This window comes from Pseudomonas sp. H1_F01 (assembly GCF_054681425.1).
Window position 1 is genome coordinate 3,611,413 of sequence record NZ_CP162823.1, and the last position, 14,792, is coordinate 3,626,204.

Here is a 14,792-nt window from a genome sequence, read left to right on the forward strand (position 1 = left end):
ATGACGTCGATTTATTGGCCCTATTGGCTGGCCCATTACTACAACTACCTGGAGATCGCGACCATCGTGGTCGCGGTGCTGATCCTGATCTCCAGCCTGGACGATCTGATCGTTGACGTGTGGTACTGGTCTCGTCGCCTGTACCGCAAGTTCACCGTGGACCGCCGCTACCGGCCGCTGACCGTCGAGCAATTGTTGGCCCGGGACGAACAGCCCCTGGCGATCATGGTGCCGGCCTGGCTGGAATACGACGTCATCGCGCCGATGATCGAGAACATGGTGTCGACACTCGACTACCAGAACTACGTGGTGTTCGTCGGTACGTACATCAACGACCAGCGCACCATCGACGAAGTCGAGCGGATGCGCAGACGCTACAAACAACTGCACCGCGTGGAAGTGCCCCATGCCGGGCCGACCTGCAAGGCCGACTGCTTGAACTGGGTGATCCAGGCGATTTTCCTGCATGAGAAAACCCATGGCATGACCTTCGCCGGCGTCGTCCTGCACGACAGCGAGGACGTGCTGCATCCGCTGGAACTGCGTCTGTTCAACTACCTGTTGCCGCGCAAGGACATGATCCAGTTGCCCGTGGTGTCGCTGGAGCGCAACTGGTACGAATGGGTGGCGGGCGTCTACATGGACGAGTTCGCCGAATGGCACGGCAAGGACCTGGTGGTGCGTGAAAGCATGACCGATACCGTACCCTCGGCCGGCGTCGGAACCTGCTTTTCCCATCGCGCCCTGCGGGTGCTGGCCGGTGAAACCGAAAACCAGCCGTTCAACACCGACAGCCTCACCGAGGACTATGACGTTGGCGCGCGCTTGGCCAAGGTTGGCATGAATGCGATCTTCGTACGTTTCCCGGTGCAGTTCCGGGTGCTGCGCAAATCCTGGTTTCGCAAACCCTACGAATCGACCCTGACCATGCCATTGTGCGTGCGCGAGTTCTTCCCGGACACGTTCCGCACCGCCTTCCGGCAGAAGGCACGCTGGACCCTGGGCATCGGCTTGCAAGGCTGGGAGCAGATGGGTTGGAACGGCTCGCTGGCCAACCGATACCTGCTGTTTCGCGACCGCAAGGGCGTGGTGACGGCGTTCGTGAGCATCATTGCCTACGTTATTCTGGTGCAACTGCTGGGCTTGATCGTCCTGCGCCACAGCGGCTTATGGGACGTCACCTTCCCTACGCCGTTTGAAAGCAATGACCTGATCAAATACCTGCTGCTGGCCAACGGCGTCGCCTTGGTCTGGCGAATCCTGCACCGTTATTACTTCACCGCCGTGCTGTACGGCTGGCAGCATGGCTTGCTGTCCATGCCGCGCATGCTGGTGGGCAACTTCGTCAACTTCATGGCCGCTTCCCGGGCCTGGCGCATGTTCCTGGTGGGCAAGGTGATGAATCGCAAGCTGGTCTGGGACAAGACCATGCACGATTTTCCTTCCACCGACCTGGTCGCCATCGCGCCGCGCCGCCTGGGCAGCGTGTTGCTGTCCTGGCAGGCTATCACCGACACGGCCCTGCAAAGCGCCCTCCACGAACAACAGTCGCGCAACGTGCCTTTGGGGCGAATTCTGCTCAATAACGGCTGGCTGGACGATGAAACCCTGGCCGAAGCCATCGCGTTCCAGAATGACCTGCCACGGGTCTTTGATGTCGCCGAGAAAGCCGCTGCCTCGACGTCCCCGCTGAGCCCCGAGTTTGCCTTGCGCTGGCGGGTCGTGCCTCTGGGCCCCAACAGCGAAGGCCGCGAACAGATCGCCGTCGCCAACCCCTTGCCCGATGAAGGCCTGCAACAGGTCAGCGCCGCGCTGGGTAGCGAGCCGGTGCAACTGATTGCCCGGGAAAGCGAAATTCTCGCGCTGTTGCGCAAGCTGCCTGCGCGCAACGGTCATGCCGTACCCAATGCCCGGGCGCCGCTGTTGGGCGACCTGCTGATCGAAATGGGCCTGCTCGATCGCGACGAATTCAGTCGCGTCATGCTCCAGTACCGCCCGCAACACCACGGCCGCATCGGCGATTACCTGGTCGACAGCGGCGTGCTGCCACGTTCGACGATCGAACAGGTCGTGGCCCGTCAGCACAATCTCTACCCAACGGAGCTCCCGGCATGAACCGCCCCTTCCTGACCCTTTTGGCCACGGGGCTGAGCCTGATACCAGCGTTTGCGCTTGCCGAAACGTTGCCGCTGCCACTGTCCGGGCCGGCCTATACCGCCGCCAACGAAGCCTACAGCGCCTACGAACGCAAGGACTACGACCTGGCCATTACCAAGGCACGCGAAGCCCTGCGCCAGCGTGCCGACGTGACGCGCCTGAACACCCTGATCGAGTTGGCCGAGCGGGACAAGAAACTGCGCGACCAACCCCAGCCCCTGGCAGCGTCTCGCCCCGCCAGCGCAGCACCGGGTTTCGTCGCCGCGTCCCAGGGGTTCAAGGCCTATGACCGCGAACAATTCGGCCTGGCCGCGCAATCGGCCCGCAAGGCCGTCACCCAGGCACCCCGGCGCCGTGAATATCGCCTGTTGCTGATCGACGCCTTGCAGCGCCAGCAACACTTGGAAGAAGCCGACCTAGCCACCACCGATGCCCTTGGTGTCTTTGCCAACGACAACACGTTGTTGATGCGCCGCAAAGCCATTCGCCGCCAACTCGCGGTACCGCTGGCGACCCAGGGCTATCGCGCCCTGGAGCAAGGCAACACAGTCCTGGCCGTGGACCAGGCGCGCAAAGCCGTGGCCTGGGCACCAGAGATCGCCGCCAACCAGCAACTGCTCATCAGTGCCCTGCTCGCGGCGAAGGCTGACGTGAGTGCCGAACAGGCCGCTTCTGCCGCACTGGCGCTGGACGATCACCAAGCCGCGCCGTGGATCCTGCGCAGCTTTGCCCGTAACCGCCAGGGCAAGACGCAGGCGGCCCAGGACGATCTTCACCAAGCGCAGAGCCTTGCGGGCCTGTCGGCCGGGGAAGCTCGTGACATCCGCTTCGCCCAGGCCCAATCCTCACCACCAGTGCTGCTATGCCAGGAGAGCACCTACGGTCTGACCTGCTCCATCTCGCCGGGCAACACCGGCGGGCAGGCTCCGGTGAGCGATCTGCAGCTAGCTTATAACTGGGTTCGAGCCGGCGACGACGAATCAGCCCATGCCGCGTTCCGCAAGGCGGACGCCACCGCGCGATTGGCACCGGCACCCGCCCAGGACGCTGCCTACAACGCCATGCGAGTCCATGAAGACGACGAAGCCGTGGCGTACTTCAAGCGCGTCATCGATGGGCAAAAAACCGCTGAGACGCCCTTGTCCCCGCAACAGCTTTTCGATACCCGTCGCACCGTGGGCGATGTATCACGCAGACTCGGCCTGACCAGCACCACCAGCTATCGCGGCAGCAGTTCCAGTGGCCTGAGCGCCGCCCCGGGCACCAGCAGCAGCGGCAGCGAAAGCAATGACCTGCTGCAAAACAGCACCGAACTGTCGTGGCGTCCGCTGGGCTATCGCAATGGCCGCTTTGTCGAACTCTACGGGCGCATCACTGACACCCTGTGGAGCAAGAACAGCGAATCGGACACGGGCGCGGATGCCTTGCAAGGCGCTCTCGGCGTGCGGGTCAAGCCCTTCAGTTCGGTCAACATCATGGCGGCCCTTGAACGGACCTTCCCTCTGGGTTCTTCCAATGTCGACGGCGACTGGCTGGTGCGACTGGGCTACGGTTCGAGCATCGGCACCGATCTGCGGGTCGATGTGCCGAGCTGGTGGACCTCACAGCTGTACGCCGAGGTCGGCCACTACATCAACGACTCGCGAGACTACTTCAACAGCGAATGGCAAGTGGGCCGCAGCTATGCCATCGGCGGAACCGGCTCGCGCTGGGTGACCTTCCCCCATGTCGTCGCGGCGATCGACTACGATTCCAAGATGAAGAGCGAAGCCGGCGGCGGCTTTTCTTCCGGCGACGCCGGGGGGATCGGGATAGGAAACAACGTACGTTACTGGTTCCGGGAAGACGCCTACAACGCGCCACGCTCCTATGTGGACCTGTCCCTGCAATACCGGGCCAGGGTGTTTGGCGAGGATCGCGCCAAAGGCGTGTTCGCGCGCCTGACCTACTCCTATTGAGGACGCTGGTGGGATATTCGGTTCGTCGGTACGAAAAGCGGCTCGCCTTGCCGAGCCGCGACTACACTGCATCCAGAAGGGACTTGTTTGAATAGCTTCGCAAAGTTCGTCAATCGCAAGACCGTCGCGGCGCTGTTACTGGCCGCGCTCCTCGGCGCAGGTACAGGGACGTACTACATAATGACCACCACGACACCGAACATCGTCGGCATCGTCTGGCAGCCGGACAACCAGACCGTCGGCATCAGCGGCAATTGGGAAAAACTGGGGGTGCACGAGTTGCTCGTGCAATGGACGGTGGTGGACGACCAGGCCTTCGTGCCCGGCACCGGCCTGCCCAGCGTACCGGTACTGCCGGACTGGGCGCGCATCGCCAGGACGCCCTGGGCCCAGGATGTCATCCTCGGGCTGGCCGGCTATTTCAGCGAGAACCGCTCACGAGAAAACATCGAGCAACTGGCCGCGCTGTCGGAGCGCATTGCCGGGTTGCCAACGCCATTGCATGTCACCGGTTGGTACTTTCCGGCTGAGGTCGACCCCAGCTGGTCGGGCGCCACGGAGCTGCCGGCGTTGCTGGCCAAGCTGCCGCGCCCGCTGTGGATCAGCGTCTACGACGGCGCCAACATCGGCCCCGCCGCTACCGCAGACTGGCTCAAGCAATGGTTGCCGAACGACATCGGTGTGTTCTTCCAGGACGGCGTTGGCGTCTATGCCCGCACCGCCCCGGTTGCCCGAAGCTACGCCGATGCCCTGCGTGACCGGCTTGGCAAGGATCGCGTGCGGATCATCGTCGAAGCCTTTCGCCCCAAATACGGCGGTGGTTTCCGCTCCGCCACGGTTGACGAGCTCAAGCCACAATTGGCGGCCTATGCAGGCTATCCGCTCTACCTGTTCGACGGGCCGCACTACATGACACCAACCTTGGTGGACCAGTTGAAACAAGCCCTGGCCCTGCCTTGATCAGGACTTAAAGCCATCCGCTTGCCCCCGCTAACTGAGTTTGTATCGGTCTGTATCTGAAATGCGGACCGATACAAAACAATGCATCTCGCCCTCTCCTGGCACACATCGTCGATACATCCGCGCGTTTAACTGTGATCACCGGACAGCAACACATTCGCTGCCACGGACCCACTCAATCAAGCGCAAGGAGAATCACCATGTTCAATTTCTCGAAAGTATCGTCCCTGGCTATCGCCCTGACATTGGTTGGCGGTGTCGGCCTGGCCAATGTCGCCTCGGCCACCGCAGCCAGTGCATCGATTCACAACCAGGCGCAACAGCTGGCTGAAGGCGGGTCTGATCGCTTGCTGGAAAATCGCGTGGCCGAAGGCGGCTCCGATCGCTTGCTCGAGAACCGTGTGGCTGAAGGTGGCGCTGATCGGCTGCAGGAGTTGCGTGAACGCAGCGCGGTGTGAAGCGCTTTTGTGGCAATGGCGCTTACTCTCGCTCGATTCTGTAGGAGCTGGCGAAGCCTGCGATCTTTTGATCTTGAGCTTTCGACTCAATGAGCAATGGAAAGATCGCAGCCTCGCTTCGCTCGTCAGCTCCGACAGTGCATCCTCGCTGCGAGTGCCTGACAGGGCGGCTCAGGGCTTGATGTTCTTCAGCTCATTGAGCAACGCGAGCAGTTGCTGCATCTTTTCCTCGCCGAACTGTTCTTCGATCCGTCGATAGTTGCTTTCCATGCCCTCGCTCATGGACACGAAGCACTGCTGGCCGCGCTCGGTCAGCCCGACAAAGACCCGTCGCTGATCCTGGCTGGACTTCTGCCGCCGCACCAAGCCGTCACGCTCCAGGCGACTGAGCACACCGGTCATGCTCGGCTTGAGGATGCACGCCTGGTGAGCGAGCTGATGGCTTTCCAGCTCCCCTTGCTGATGCAGGATACGGATCACCCGCCATTGCTGTTCCGTGAGGTCATGCTGGTTCAGCGCCGGTCGAAAAAAAGCCATCGCCGCTTCGCGGGCTTGCAACAGCGTCAGGGTCAATGAGGGTCTGGGGTTGGCCATGTTCGAACTGTGTGGATGGGCGAGTCGGCAGCTTAGTTGGGCCGCCAGGCTGCTGCAAGAAGCATGACCGCGCTATGTCACTGTGGAAGGGGATTGTGTGGGAGCAAAGCTTGCTCGCGAATACTGGCGATGCGGTCTTTCAGAAATTGAGGCGCCTCCATCGCGAGCAAGCTTTGCTCCCACAGAAATCCCTCTCGCCACTATTCAGCGCAACCCCGATTGCCGCTGGCGATACTCCCCCGGCGTGAGCTGGGCGTAACGCTGGAAAAACCGACTGAAATACGCCGGGTCCTTGAACCCGAGCTGGTAGCAGATTTCATTGGCCGAGCTGCCGGTGAACAACAACAGGCGCTTGGCCTCCTGCATCAGCCGCTCCATGATCAGGCGTTTGGAAGGCAGGTCGGCGATGCGTCGGCACACATCATTGAGGCGCGCCTCGGTCACGCCGATGCCTTCGGCGTAGCGCGACAACGGCCAATGCTGCAGGTAGTGGGCCTCGATCAACTCGTTGAAGCGGTGAAAGATCTTCAGGTCTTCATGCCGGGCCGGCCTGGCCTCCAGGGAGTTGGAACACAACCGTAGCAGGCTGATCATGATCAGCCGCGTCAAAGCGTCCAGTGCTGCGCTGCGCCCCGGGCGCCCGGCCGTCACCTCCTCGCTCAACTCCTCGAACAGGTACTCCAGGCGCCGCACCTCCCCCGCCTGCCCGGGCCCCAGTTGCGCCAGCGCTACGCAGGCTGCCGGCATCTGCACGCCCGCCGGCGCCAGGCTCGGGTCGGCGTCGATCAACTGCCACACCAATTGCTGGCGCACCGTCAGCACATGCCCGTCACTGTCGGCCTCGGTCACGAAGGAATGGGGAATGGTCGGCGGTGTGAGGAAGAACATCGGGCCGGATTCGACGTACTGCTGGTCATCGAGATACACGCGCACGGTGCCGCTCTTGACGTAATGCACCTGGAAGAACCGGTCGTGGCGATGAACCGGCATGTTGCGACCGAAAAAATCCGCCAGGTTGGCGAGTCGGTCGTAATGCACTTCCGCGTCGCTATAGCGCTGGTCGTACACCTGACCAATGTTGATGTTGGGGATCGGCTGACGGTCAGTCATCACGCAGTACTCGTTTTCTTATTCTGGTCCAGGCACCTGCCGCAGCCATCCTGCACCGAATCCGGCAAGGCAACCAGTGCCCGTTCATTCTGTCACGCTTGACGATAGTTAACATCTTAATTATAACTGTTAACACATTAACAATAACCGCAGAGCCCTCACCACTCTGCATCGCCAGGAGACAAGCATGAGCCGTGCCCTGCATGACGTCGCGACCGGCACCCTGTTCGGGGTCGCGCTGAACTACCAGGGGCTGCTGAAACAGCGCCTCGCCGAGTTCGAGCAACCGCCCTACCAGAAACCGCCGCTCAAGCCCGTGCTGTTCATCAAGACCCCTAACACCCGCAACTGGCACGGTGCCGAGGTGTTTCACCCCGGTCGCGGCGAAACACTGCAACCAGGGCCGGCGCTGGGCGTGGTCATGGGCAAGTCGGCCAGTCGCGTCAGCGCCGCCGAAGCCCTGGACTACGTGGCCGGCTACACCATCGTCAATGAATTCAGCCTCCCGGAAGACAGCTATTACCGCCCCGCCGTCAAGGCCAAGTGCCGGGACGGCTTCTGCGCCATCGGCCCAGAACTGGTGCCTACCACTCAGGTGGCCGACCCTCACAGCCTGGCGATCACGCTGTACGTCAACGGCGAGGTTCGCCAGCAGAACAGCACGGCCAACCTCGTTCGCAACATTCCCCAACTGATTGCCGAGATCAGCGAATTCATGACCCTGCATGCCGGCGACGTGCTGATCACGGGTACGCCTGAAGGCCGGGTCGACGTACTGCCCGGTGACCGTGTCGAAGTGGACATCGCCGGCCTGGGCCGTCTGGTCAATACCATCGTGGCCGAGGAAACAGGAGCAGGTTCATGAAACACGCACGCATTCGTTTTGAAGGCCAGGATCAAGCCGTCACCGTTGAAGCTCACAACGCTGTACGCCTGGCCGACGGTCGCCTGGTGGCCGAGGACCAGGTCCAGTGGCTGCCACCGGCCACCGGCAGCATGTTCGCCCTGGGCCTGAACTATGCCGATCACGCCGCCGAGTTGGCGTTCAAGCCGCCGACCGAACCCCTGGCATTCATCAAGTCCCCCGGCACCTACACCGGCCACAACCAGGTGAGCTGGCGTCCCGACAACGTCGCCTACATGCACTACGAGTGCGAGCTCGTGGCGGTCATCGGCAAAGCGGCGCGCAACGTCAAGCGCCAGGATGCGTTGCAATACCTGGCCGGCTACACCGTGTGCAACGACTACGCGATCCGCGATTACCTGGAAAACTACTACCGCCCCAACCTGCGAGTGAAGAACCGCGATGCCACCACCCCCGTCGGCCCATGGATCGTCGATGTGGCTGATGTACCGGACCCGAGCAACCTGACGCTGCGCACCTGGATCAATGGCGAACTGCGCCAGGAAGGCAGCACCAAGGACATGATTTTCGATATCCCGTACCTGATCGAATACCTGTCCAGCTTCATGACCTTGCAACCCGGCGACATGATTGCCACCGGCACGCCGGAAGGCCTGGCGGACGTTGTGCCCGGTGATGAAGTGGTGGTGGAAGTGGAAGGCGTCGGCCGTCTGGTCAATCGAATTGTCAGCGAAGCCGAGTTCTTCGCATCCCGTAAAGAGGCTTGAGCAGCATGATCAAACACTGGATCAACGGCCGTGAGGTCGAAAGCAAAGACGTGTTCGTCAACTACAACCCGGCCACCGGCGAGGCCATCGGTGAAGTCGCCAGCGGCGGTGCCGAGGAAGTCGCCCAGGCTGTGGCCGCCGCCAAGGAGGCCTTCCCGAAGTGGGCCAATACCCCCGCCAAGGAACGCGCCCGGCTGATGCGCAAGCTCGGTGAACTGATCGAGCAGAACGTGCCGAAACTGGCCGAACTGGAAACCCTCGACACGGGCTTGCCGATCCACCAGACCAAGAATGTGCTGATTCCGCGTGCATCCCACAACTTCGATTTCTTTGCCGAAGTCTGCACGCGCATGGACGGTCATACGTATCCGGTCGACGACCAGATGCTCAACTACACCCTGTACCAACCGGTGGGTGTCTGCGCGCTGGTATCGCCCTGGAACGTACCGTTCATGACCGCGACCTGGAAGACCGCGCCGTGCCTGGCGCTGGGCAACACGGCCGTGCTGAAGATGTCCGAGCTGTCGCCGCTGACCGCCAACGAGCTGGGTCGCCTGGCGGTCGAGGCTGGCCTGCCCAATGGCGTGCTGAACGTGATCCAGGGTTACGGCGCAACCGCCGGCGATGCGCTGGTGCGCCATCCGGATGTGCGGGCGATCTCCTTCACCGGCGGCACCGCCACCGGCAAGAAAATCATGCAGACCGCCGGGTTGAAGAAGTATTCGATGGAACTGGGCGGCAAGTCGCCGGTGCTGATTTTCGAAGACGCCGACCTGGAACGGGCCCTCGACGCCGCGCTGTTCACGATTTTTTCCCTTAATGGCGAACGCTGCACCGCCGGCAGCCGGATCTTCATCCAGGAAAGTGTCTATCCGCAGTTCGTGGCCGAGTTCGCCGCCCGCGCCAAGCGCCTGATCGTCGGTGATCCGCAGGACCCGAAGACCCAGGTCGGCTCGATGATCACCCAGGCCCACTACGACAAGGTCACCGGCTACATCAAGATCGGCCTCGAAGAAGGCGCCACCCTCCTGGCCGGCGGCCTGGAGCGCCCGACCAATTTGCCTGCCCACTTGAGCCGCGGCCAGTTCATCCAGCCGACGGTGTTCGCCGATGTGAACAACAACATGCGCATCGCCCAGGAAGAAATCTTCGGCCCGGTGGTGTGCCTGATCCCGTTCAAGGACGAGGCCCAAGCCCTGCAATTGGCCAACGACACCGAATACGGCCTGGCCTCGTATATCTGGACCCAGGACATCGGCAAGGCCCATCGCCTGGCCCATGGCATCGAGGCCGGCATGGTGTTCATCAACAGCCAGAACGTGCGCGACCTGCGCCAGCCTTTCGGCGGCGTGAAGGGTTCCGGAACCGGCCGCGAAGGCGGACAGTACAGTTTTGAAGTGTTTGCCGAGATCAAGAACGTTTGCATCTCCATGGGCAGTCATCACATACCGCGCTGGGGTGTATGACCCCAGGTAAGTGATGAACCCTGTGGCGAGGGGATTTATCCCTGTTCCTGTGGGAGCAAGATTTGCTCCCACAACCAAGATTCAACAAGAACAATTTTTCAGGAGAATCATCATGGGCGAAGTCGTCCTGGCTGCGAAAATCTGCCACGTTCCCTCGATGTACCTGTCGGAGCTGCCCGGCAAGCACCATGGTTGCCGCGCCGCCGCGATTGCCGGCCACAAGGAAATCGGTCGCCGCGCCCGGGAACTGGGGGCCGATACCGCCGTGGTGTTCGATGTGCACTGGCTGGTCAACAGCGCCTATCACGTCAACAGCGGCGCGCACTTCAAGGGCATCTACACCAGCAACGAGCTGCCGCACTTCATCAAGAACATGGAGTACGAATACTCAGGCGCCCCGGAACTGGGCGAGCTGATTGCCGCCGAGGCCAATGCCGCCGACGTGCGCACCCTGGCCCACAACATCCCGAGTCTTGAGCTGGAATACGGCACCCTGGTGCCCATGCGCTACATGCACATGGACGTCCCTCAGGAACAGAAATTCAACGTCGTGTCGATTGCCGCCTGGTGCGCCTGGCACCGCCTGCAAGACAGCTTCACCTTCGGCGCCGCCGTGCGCCGGGCCATCGAAAAAAGCGACCGCAAGGTGCTGGTGCTCGCGTCCGGCTCGCTGTCGCACCGTTTCTCCGACGATCGCAACGCTGAAGCCAACATCCACAACTGGACGCGGGAGTTCGACAAGCAGGTCGACCTGCACGTCGTCGAAATGTGGCGCCAAGGCCGCTGGAAAGAGTTCTGCGCCATGCTCCCGGACTACGCCGAACACTGCTTCGGCGAAGGCAAGATGCATGACACGGCGATGCTGCTGGGGTTGCTCGGCGGGCCGGACTACGACAAGCCTGCCGAAATCATCACCGAGCCTTTCGGCAGCTCCGGCACCGGCCAGATCAACGCTGTCTTCCCTGTTTGACACTGCGGCCGTACGGCATCCCCGTGCGGCCTGAAGGAGCCGTCATGCCGCATTTCATCGCTGAATACACCGACAACATCGAACAACAAGCCGACCTGCCCGGCCTGTTTGAAAAGGTCCACGCCTTGCTGGGCGACAGCGGCGTGTTCCCCCTGGGCGGCATCCGCAGCCGCGGCCTGCGCCTGGACACCTGGCGCATGGCCGACGGCAAGCACGACTACGCCTTCGTGCACATGACCTTGAAAGTCGGCCACGGCCGTGACCTGGCCACCCGCCAGAAAGTCGCGGAAAAACTCTTCGAGGTGATCACCGCGCACTTCGCCGAGCTCCAGGCCCAACGCCTGCTGGCCCTGTCATTCGAGATGATCGAGCTGCACGAACAGCTCAACTTCAAGGCCAACAACGTCCACGCCTTCCTCAAGGGCCAGGCCACCTGAATCCATCTGCCTGGCGTTCCCCATCGGCCCCTCTGACAAAAAGTACAAGATCATGAGCACAGCCAATACCGCCGACACTGCCGGCACCGTCGCGCACGACCGCACCCATGCCACCATCACCTGGCGGCTGATGCCGCTGCTGCTGGTCTGTTACCTCTTTGCCCACCTGGATCGCATCAACATCGGCTTCGCGAAGATGCAGATGAGCGCCGACCTGCAGTTCAGCGACACGGTCTACGGCTTCGGCGCAGGGCTGTTCTTCATCGCCTACGCGCTGTTTGGGGTGCCCAGCAACATGGCCCTGGACCGGGTCGGTCCGCGGCGCTGGATCGCCACGCTGATGGTGGTTTGGGGCGCCTTGTCCACCGGCATGTTCCTTATCGACAGCGCCGCCGGTTTCTACGTGTTGCGCTTTCTGCTGGGCGTGGCCGAGGCCGGTTTCTTTCCTGGCATCCTGGTCTTTCTCAACCGCTGGTATCCAGCCCGGCGTCGGGCCCAGATAACCGCGTTGTTTGCCATCGCCGTACCGATGGCCGGGGTGATTGGCGGGCCTTTGTCCGGCGGTATTCTCGAGCACTTTCATGATGTTGGCGGTTTGCGCGGCTGGCAGTGGATGTTCGTCATCGAAGGGCTGCCGGTGATCCTGCTCGGCCTTGTTGTGCTCAAGTGCCTGCCGGACAATTTCGAGACGGTCAGTTGGCTCACGCCGCACGCCAAGCAGCAGTTGCGCGAACAACTGAGCCTTGAAGAACAGCGCAAATCCATCACCTCGTTTTCGGCGATCCTCAACAATCCGCAGGTCTGGTTGTTGGTGGCGGTGTACTTCGCCGTGATGCTGGCGGTGAACACCCTGGCCTTCTGGATGCCCACCCTGATCCATGGCGCCGGCATCGGCAGCGACGGCAAGGTCGGGCTGCTCAGCGCGGTGCCCTACCTGGCCGGCTGTTTCTTCATGATCGGCTGCGGGCGCTCCTCCGACCGCCATCGCGAACGCCGCTGGCACCTGTGCGTGCCGCTGTTGATGGCCGCGCTGGGCATTGCGGTCACCGGGCTCTCACCCGGCAATCCGATCCTGGTGCTCAGCGGCCTGATTGTCGCCGGCATGGGCGCCAGTGCGGCGTTGCCGATGTTCTGGCAGCTACCGTCAGCCTTCCTGTCCAACGGCACCCAGGCCGCCGGCATCGCGCTGATCAGCTCCTTCGGCAGCATCGCCTCATTCTTCGCGCCCTACCTGATCGGCTGGATGCGCGACACCACCCAGAGCGCCAGCCTCGCCTTGTATGTGCTGGCCCTGCTCATCGCCCTTGGCGGCTTGCTGGTGCTGCGCACCCGGGCCGCCATCGTCAACCCTCAATAAGAGACCCTTGCCATGCTTGACCAGAACCTCATCCAACAAGCCGCCGCCCGCCTCGACCATGCCGAACGCTCCCGCGAGCAGGTGCGGCAGTTTTCCCTCGATCACCCGGACATCACGATCGAGGATGCCTACGCCATCCAGCGAGCCTGGGTCGCGCAGAAAATCAAGGACGGCCGCAAGCTGGTCGGCCACAAGATCGGCCTGACCTCCCGGGCCATGCAGGTGTCGTCGAACATCACTGAGCCGGACTACGGCGCGCTGCTGGACGACATGTTCTTTGACGAAGGCACCGACATCCCGTTCGAGCGTTTCATCGTGCCACGGGTGGAAGTGGAGCTGGCGTTCATTCTCGGCAAGCCGTTGAAGGGCCCGAACGTGACGGTGTTCGACGTGCTCGACGCCACCGAATGGGTGATCCCGGCGCTGGAAATCATCGATGCGCGCATCCAGCAGATCGACCCGCAGACCAAGGCGACCCGCAAAGTGTTCGACACCATCTCCGACAACGCCGCCAATGCCGGCGTGGTCATGGGCGGTCGCGCCGTACGCCCGACCGAGATCGACCTGCGCAAGGTGCCGGCGGTGCTCTACCGCAACGGCGTGATCGAAGAGTCCGGCGTCTCGGCGGCGGTGCTCAATCACCCGGCCAAAGGCGTGGCCTGGCTGGCGAACAAACTGGCGGCCTATGACGTCACACTGCAACCGGGACAGATCATCCTCGGTGGTTCCTTCACCCGCCCCGTGGCAGCCAACCCCGGCGACACCTTCCATGTCGACTACGACATGCTCGGTTCCATCGCCTGCCGTTTCGTCTGATCGGAGACCGTTTCATGGACATGCCCATCAATACCTTCAAGCAACGCCTGCGCAGCGGCGAGGCGCAGATCGGCCTGTGGCTGGGGTTTGCCGATGCCTACTGTGCGGAACTGGCGGCCAACGCCGGCTTCGACTGGCTGCTGATCGACGGTGAACACGCGCCCAACGACTTGCGCACCTTGCTCGGCCAGCTCCAGGCCGTGGCCCCCTACCCCAGCCAGCCGGTGATACGCCCGGTGATCGGTGACACGGCGCTGATCAAGCAAGTGCTCGATATTGGCGTGCAGACCCTGCTGGTGCCGATGGTGGAAAGCGCCGACCAGGCGCGCGAACTGGTGCGCGCCATCCACTACCCGCCCCATGGCGTACGCGGCGTCGGCAGCGCACTGGCCCGGGCGTCACGCTGGAACAGCATCCCCGGTTACCTCGACAAGGCCGATGAACAGATGTGCCTGTTGGTCCAGATCGAGAGCCGCGAAGGCCTGGCCAACCTGGATGCCATTGCGGCAGTGGAAGGTGTGGATGGGGTCTTTATCGGCCCGGCGGACCTGAGCGCGTCCATGGGTTTTCGCGGCAACCCCGGTCACCCGGAGGTGCAAGCGGCCATCGAAGACGCCATCGCCCGCATCCGCCAGGCCGGCAAGGCAGCCGGGATTCTCAGCGCCGATGAAAAACTGGCCCGGCGCTATATCGAACTCGGCGCGGCGTTTGTCGCGGTGGGCGTGGATACGACGGTGTTGATGCGGGGCTTGCAGACGCTGGCGGCGACGTTCAAAGACACGCCAAAACCTGCGGCTGGCGGCGTGTACTGATCGGTATCAAATACCTTGTGGCAAGGGGATCTGTGGGAGCAAAGCTTGCTCGCGAAACAGGCACC

14 protein-coding genes are annotated in these 14,792 nt (G+C 62.5%); 12 read left to right on the forward strand and 2 right to left on the reverse strand.

The genetic code is table 11. From position 1 onward, the window contains the following. From AB4O09_RS16510 to AB4O09_RS16525, 4 genes are all read left to right on the forward strand, one after another. Window positions 1–2,115, forward strand: coding sequence for a glycosyl transferase family protein (locus AB4O09_RS16510; protein ID WP_003201631.1), 2,115 nt, complete (start codon window positions 1–3; stop codon window positions 2,113–2,115). Next, window positions 2,112–4,115: a bacteriophage N4 adsorption protein A gene (locus tag AB4O09_RS16515; protein WP_039011906.1), complete on the forward strand. Its 2,004-nt coding sequence runs from the start codon at window positions 2,112–2,114 to the stop codon at window positions 4,113–4,115. Before AB4O09_RS16510 ends, AB4O09_RS16515 begins: the two co-directional genes overlap by 4 nt. Before the next feature lie 180 nt (window positions 4,116–4,295). Next, window positions 4,296–5,075, forward strand: coding sequence for an alpha-amylase family protein (locus AB4O09_RS16520; RefSeq protein WP_003201628.1), 780 nt, complete (start codon window positions 4,296–4,298; stop codon window positions 5,073–5,075). A gap of 200 nt (window positions 5,076–5,275) precedes the next feature. Next, window positions 5,276–5,533 carry a hypothetical protein gene (locus AB4O09_RS16525; RefSeq protein ID WP_003201626.1) on the forward strand — a complete coding sequence of 86 codons (258 nt, stop codon included), beginning with the start codon at window positions 5,276–5,278 and terminating at the stop codon, window positions 5,531–5,533. A gap of 171 nt (window positions 5,534–5,704) precedes the next feature. On the opposite strand, the gene hpaR is transcribed toward AB4O09_RS16525, so the two are convergent. Both hpaR and hpaA read right to left on the reverse strand, forming a co-directional pair. Further along, window positions 5,705–6,127, reverse strand: coding sequence for a homoprotocatechuate degradation operon regulator HpaR (gene hpaR / locus AB4O09_RS16530; RefSeq protein WP_003201625.1), 423 nt, complete (start codon window positions 6,125–6,127; stop codon window positions 5,705–5,707). A 204-nt stretch (window positions 6,128–6,331) separates the two neighbouring features. Continuing rightward, window positions 6,332–7,237, reverse strand: coding sequence for a 4-hydroxyphenylacetate catabolism regulatory protein HpaA (gene hpaA, locus AB4O09_RS16535; protein ID WP_003201623.1), 906 nt, complete (start codon window positions 7,235–7,237; stop codon window positions 6,332–6,334). Window positions 7,238–7,424: 187 nt separating this feature from the next. On the opposite strand from hpaA, the gene AB4O09_RS16540 reads away from it, so the two are divergent. The 8 genes from AB4O09_RS16540 to hpaI all read left to right on the forward strand — a co-directional run bounded on the left by AB4O09_RS16540 (window position 7,425) and on the right by hpaI (window position 14,727). Then, window positions 7,425–8,102 carry a fumarylacetoacetate hydrolase family protein gene (locus AB4O09_RS16540; RefSeq protein ID WP_003201621.1) on the forward strand — a complete coding sequence of 226 codons (678 nt, stop codon included), beginning with the start codon at window positions 7,425–7,427 and terminating at the stop codon, window positions 8,100–8,102. Beyond that, a complete protein-coding gene (locus AB4O09_RS16545) occupies window positions 8,099–8,869 on the forward strand; it encodes a fumarylacetoacetate hydrolase family protein (protein ID WP_003201619.1) in 771 nt (256 codons plus the stop codon). Before AB4O09_RS16540 ends, AB4O09_RS16545 begins: the two co-directional genes overlap by 4 nt. Before the next feature lie 5 nt (window positions 8,870–8,874). Beyond that, on the forward strand, window positions 8,875–10,335 hold the full coding sequence (hpaE, locus tag AB4O09_RS16550) for a 5-carboxymethyl-2-hydroxymuconate semialdehyde dehydrogenase (protein ID WP_003201617.1): 1,461 nt from the start codon (window positions 8,875–8,877) through the stop codon (window positions 10,333–10,335). A 112-nt stretch (window positions 10,336–10,447) separates the two neighbouring features. After that, entirely contained in the window at window positions 10,448–11,305 is an 858-nt protein-coding gene (gene hpaD, locus AB4O09_RS16555) for a 3,4-dihydroxyphenylacetate 2,3-dioxygenase (RefSeq protein ID WP_027911702.1), read from the forward strand. 44 nt (window positions 11,306–11,349) lie between these two features. Beyond that, the gene (locus tag AB4O09_RS16560; protein WP_003201613.1) at window positions 11,350–11,742 is read left to right on the forward strand and encodes a tautomerase family protein; all 393 of its coding nucleotides are present in this window, start codon (window positions 11,350–11,352) and stop codon (window positions 11,740–11,742) included. Between the two features lie 52 nt (window positions 11,743–11,794). After that, the gene (locus AB4O09_RS16565) at window positions 11,795–13,099 is read left to right on the forward strand and encodes an MFS transporter (RefSeq protein ID WP_305444548.1); all 1,305 of its coding nucleotides are present in this window, start codon (window positions 11,795–11,797) and stop codon (window positions 13,097–13,099) included. Window positions 13,100–13,111: 12 nt separating this feature from the next. Further along, window positions 13,112–13,915, forward strand: a complete 804-nt coding sequence (gene hpaH, locus AB4O09_RS16570; protein ID WP_003201609.1) for a 2-oxo-hept-4-ene-1,7-dioate hydratase — start codon at window positions 13,112–13,114, stop codon at window positions 13,913–13,915. Between the two features lie 14 nt (window positions 13,916–13,929). Further along, window positions 13,930–14,727 (forward strand): 4-hydroxy-2-oxoheptanedioate aldolase, encoded by a 798-nt coding sequence (gene hpaI, locus AB4O09_RS16575; protein WP_460107218.1) that lies wholly within the window; start codon window positions 13,930–13,932, stop codon window positions 14,725–14,727. Window positions 14,728–14,792 lie beyond the last annotated feature (65 nt).

Bases quoted from the DNA above. Each gene is read 5' to 3' on its own strand.
- AB4O09_RS16510 (WP_003201631.1), top strand. From the start codon at position 1: ATGACGTCGATTTATTGGCCCTATTGGCTGGCCCATTACTACAACTAC.
- AB4O09_RS16515 (WP_039011906.1), top strand. From the start codon at position 2,112: ATGAACCGCCCCTTCCTGACCCTTTTGGCCACGGGGCTGAGCCTGATA.
- AB4O09_RS16520 (WP_003201628.1), top strand. From the start codon at position 4,296: ATGACCACCACGACACCGAACATCGTCGGCATCGTCTGGCAGCCGGAC.
- AB4O09_RS16525 (WP_003201626.1), top strand. From the start codon at position 5,276: ATGTTCAATTTCTCGAAAGTATCGTCCCTGGCTATCGCCCTGACATTG.
- hpaR (WP_003201625.1), bottom strand. From the start codon at position 6,127: ATGGCCAACCCCAGACCCTCATTGACCCTGACGCTGTTGCAAGCCCGC.
- hpaA (WP_003201623.1), bottom strand. From the start codon at position 7,237: ATGACTGACCGTCAGCCGATCCCCAACATCAACATTGGTCAGGTGTAC.
- AB4O09_RS16540 (WP_003201621.1), top strand. From the start codon at position 7,425: ATGAGCCGTGCCCTGCATGACGTCGCGACCGGCACCCTGTTCGGGGTC.
- AB4O09_RS16545 (WP_003201619.1), top strand. From the start codon at position 8,099: ATGAAACACGCACGCATTCGTTTTGAAGGCCAGGATCAAGCCGTCACC.
- hpaE (WP_003201617.1), top strand. From the start codon at position 8,875: ATGATCAAACACTGGATCAACGGCCGTGAGGTCGAAAGCAAAGACGTG.
- hpaD (WP_027911702.1), top strand. From the start codon at position 10,448: ATGGGCGAAGTCGTCCTGGCTGCGAAAATCTGCCACGTTCCCTCGATG.
- AB4O09_RS16560 (WP_003201613.1), top strand. From the start codon at position 11,350: ATGCCGCATTTCATCGCTGAATACACCGACAACATCGAACAACAAGCC.
- AB4O09_RS16565 (WP_305444548.1), top strand. From the start codon at position 11,795: ATGAGCACAGCCAATACCGCCGACACTGCCGGCACCGTCGCGCACGAC.
- hpaH (WP_003201609.1), top strand. From the start codon at position 13,112: ATGCTTGACCAGAACCTCATCCAACAAGCCGCCGCCCGCCTCGACCAT.
- hpaI (WP_460107218.1), top strand. From the start codon at position 13,930: ATGGACATGCCCATCAATACCTTCAAGCAACGCCTGCGCAGCGGCGAG.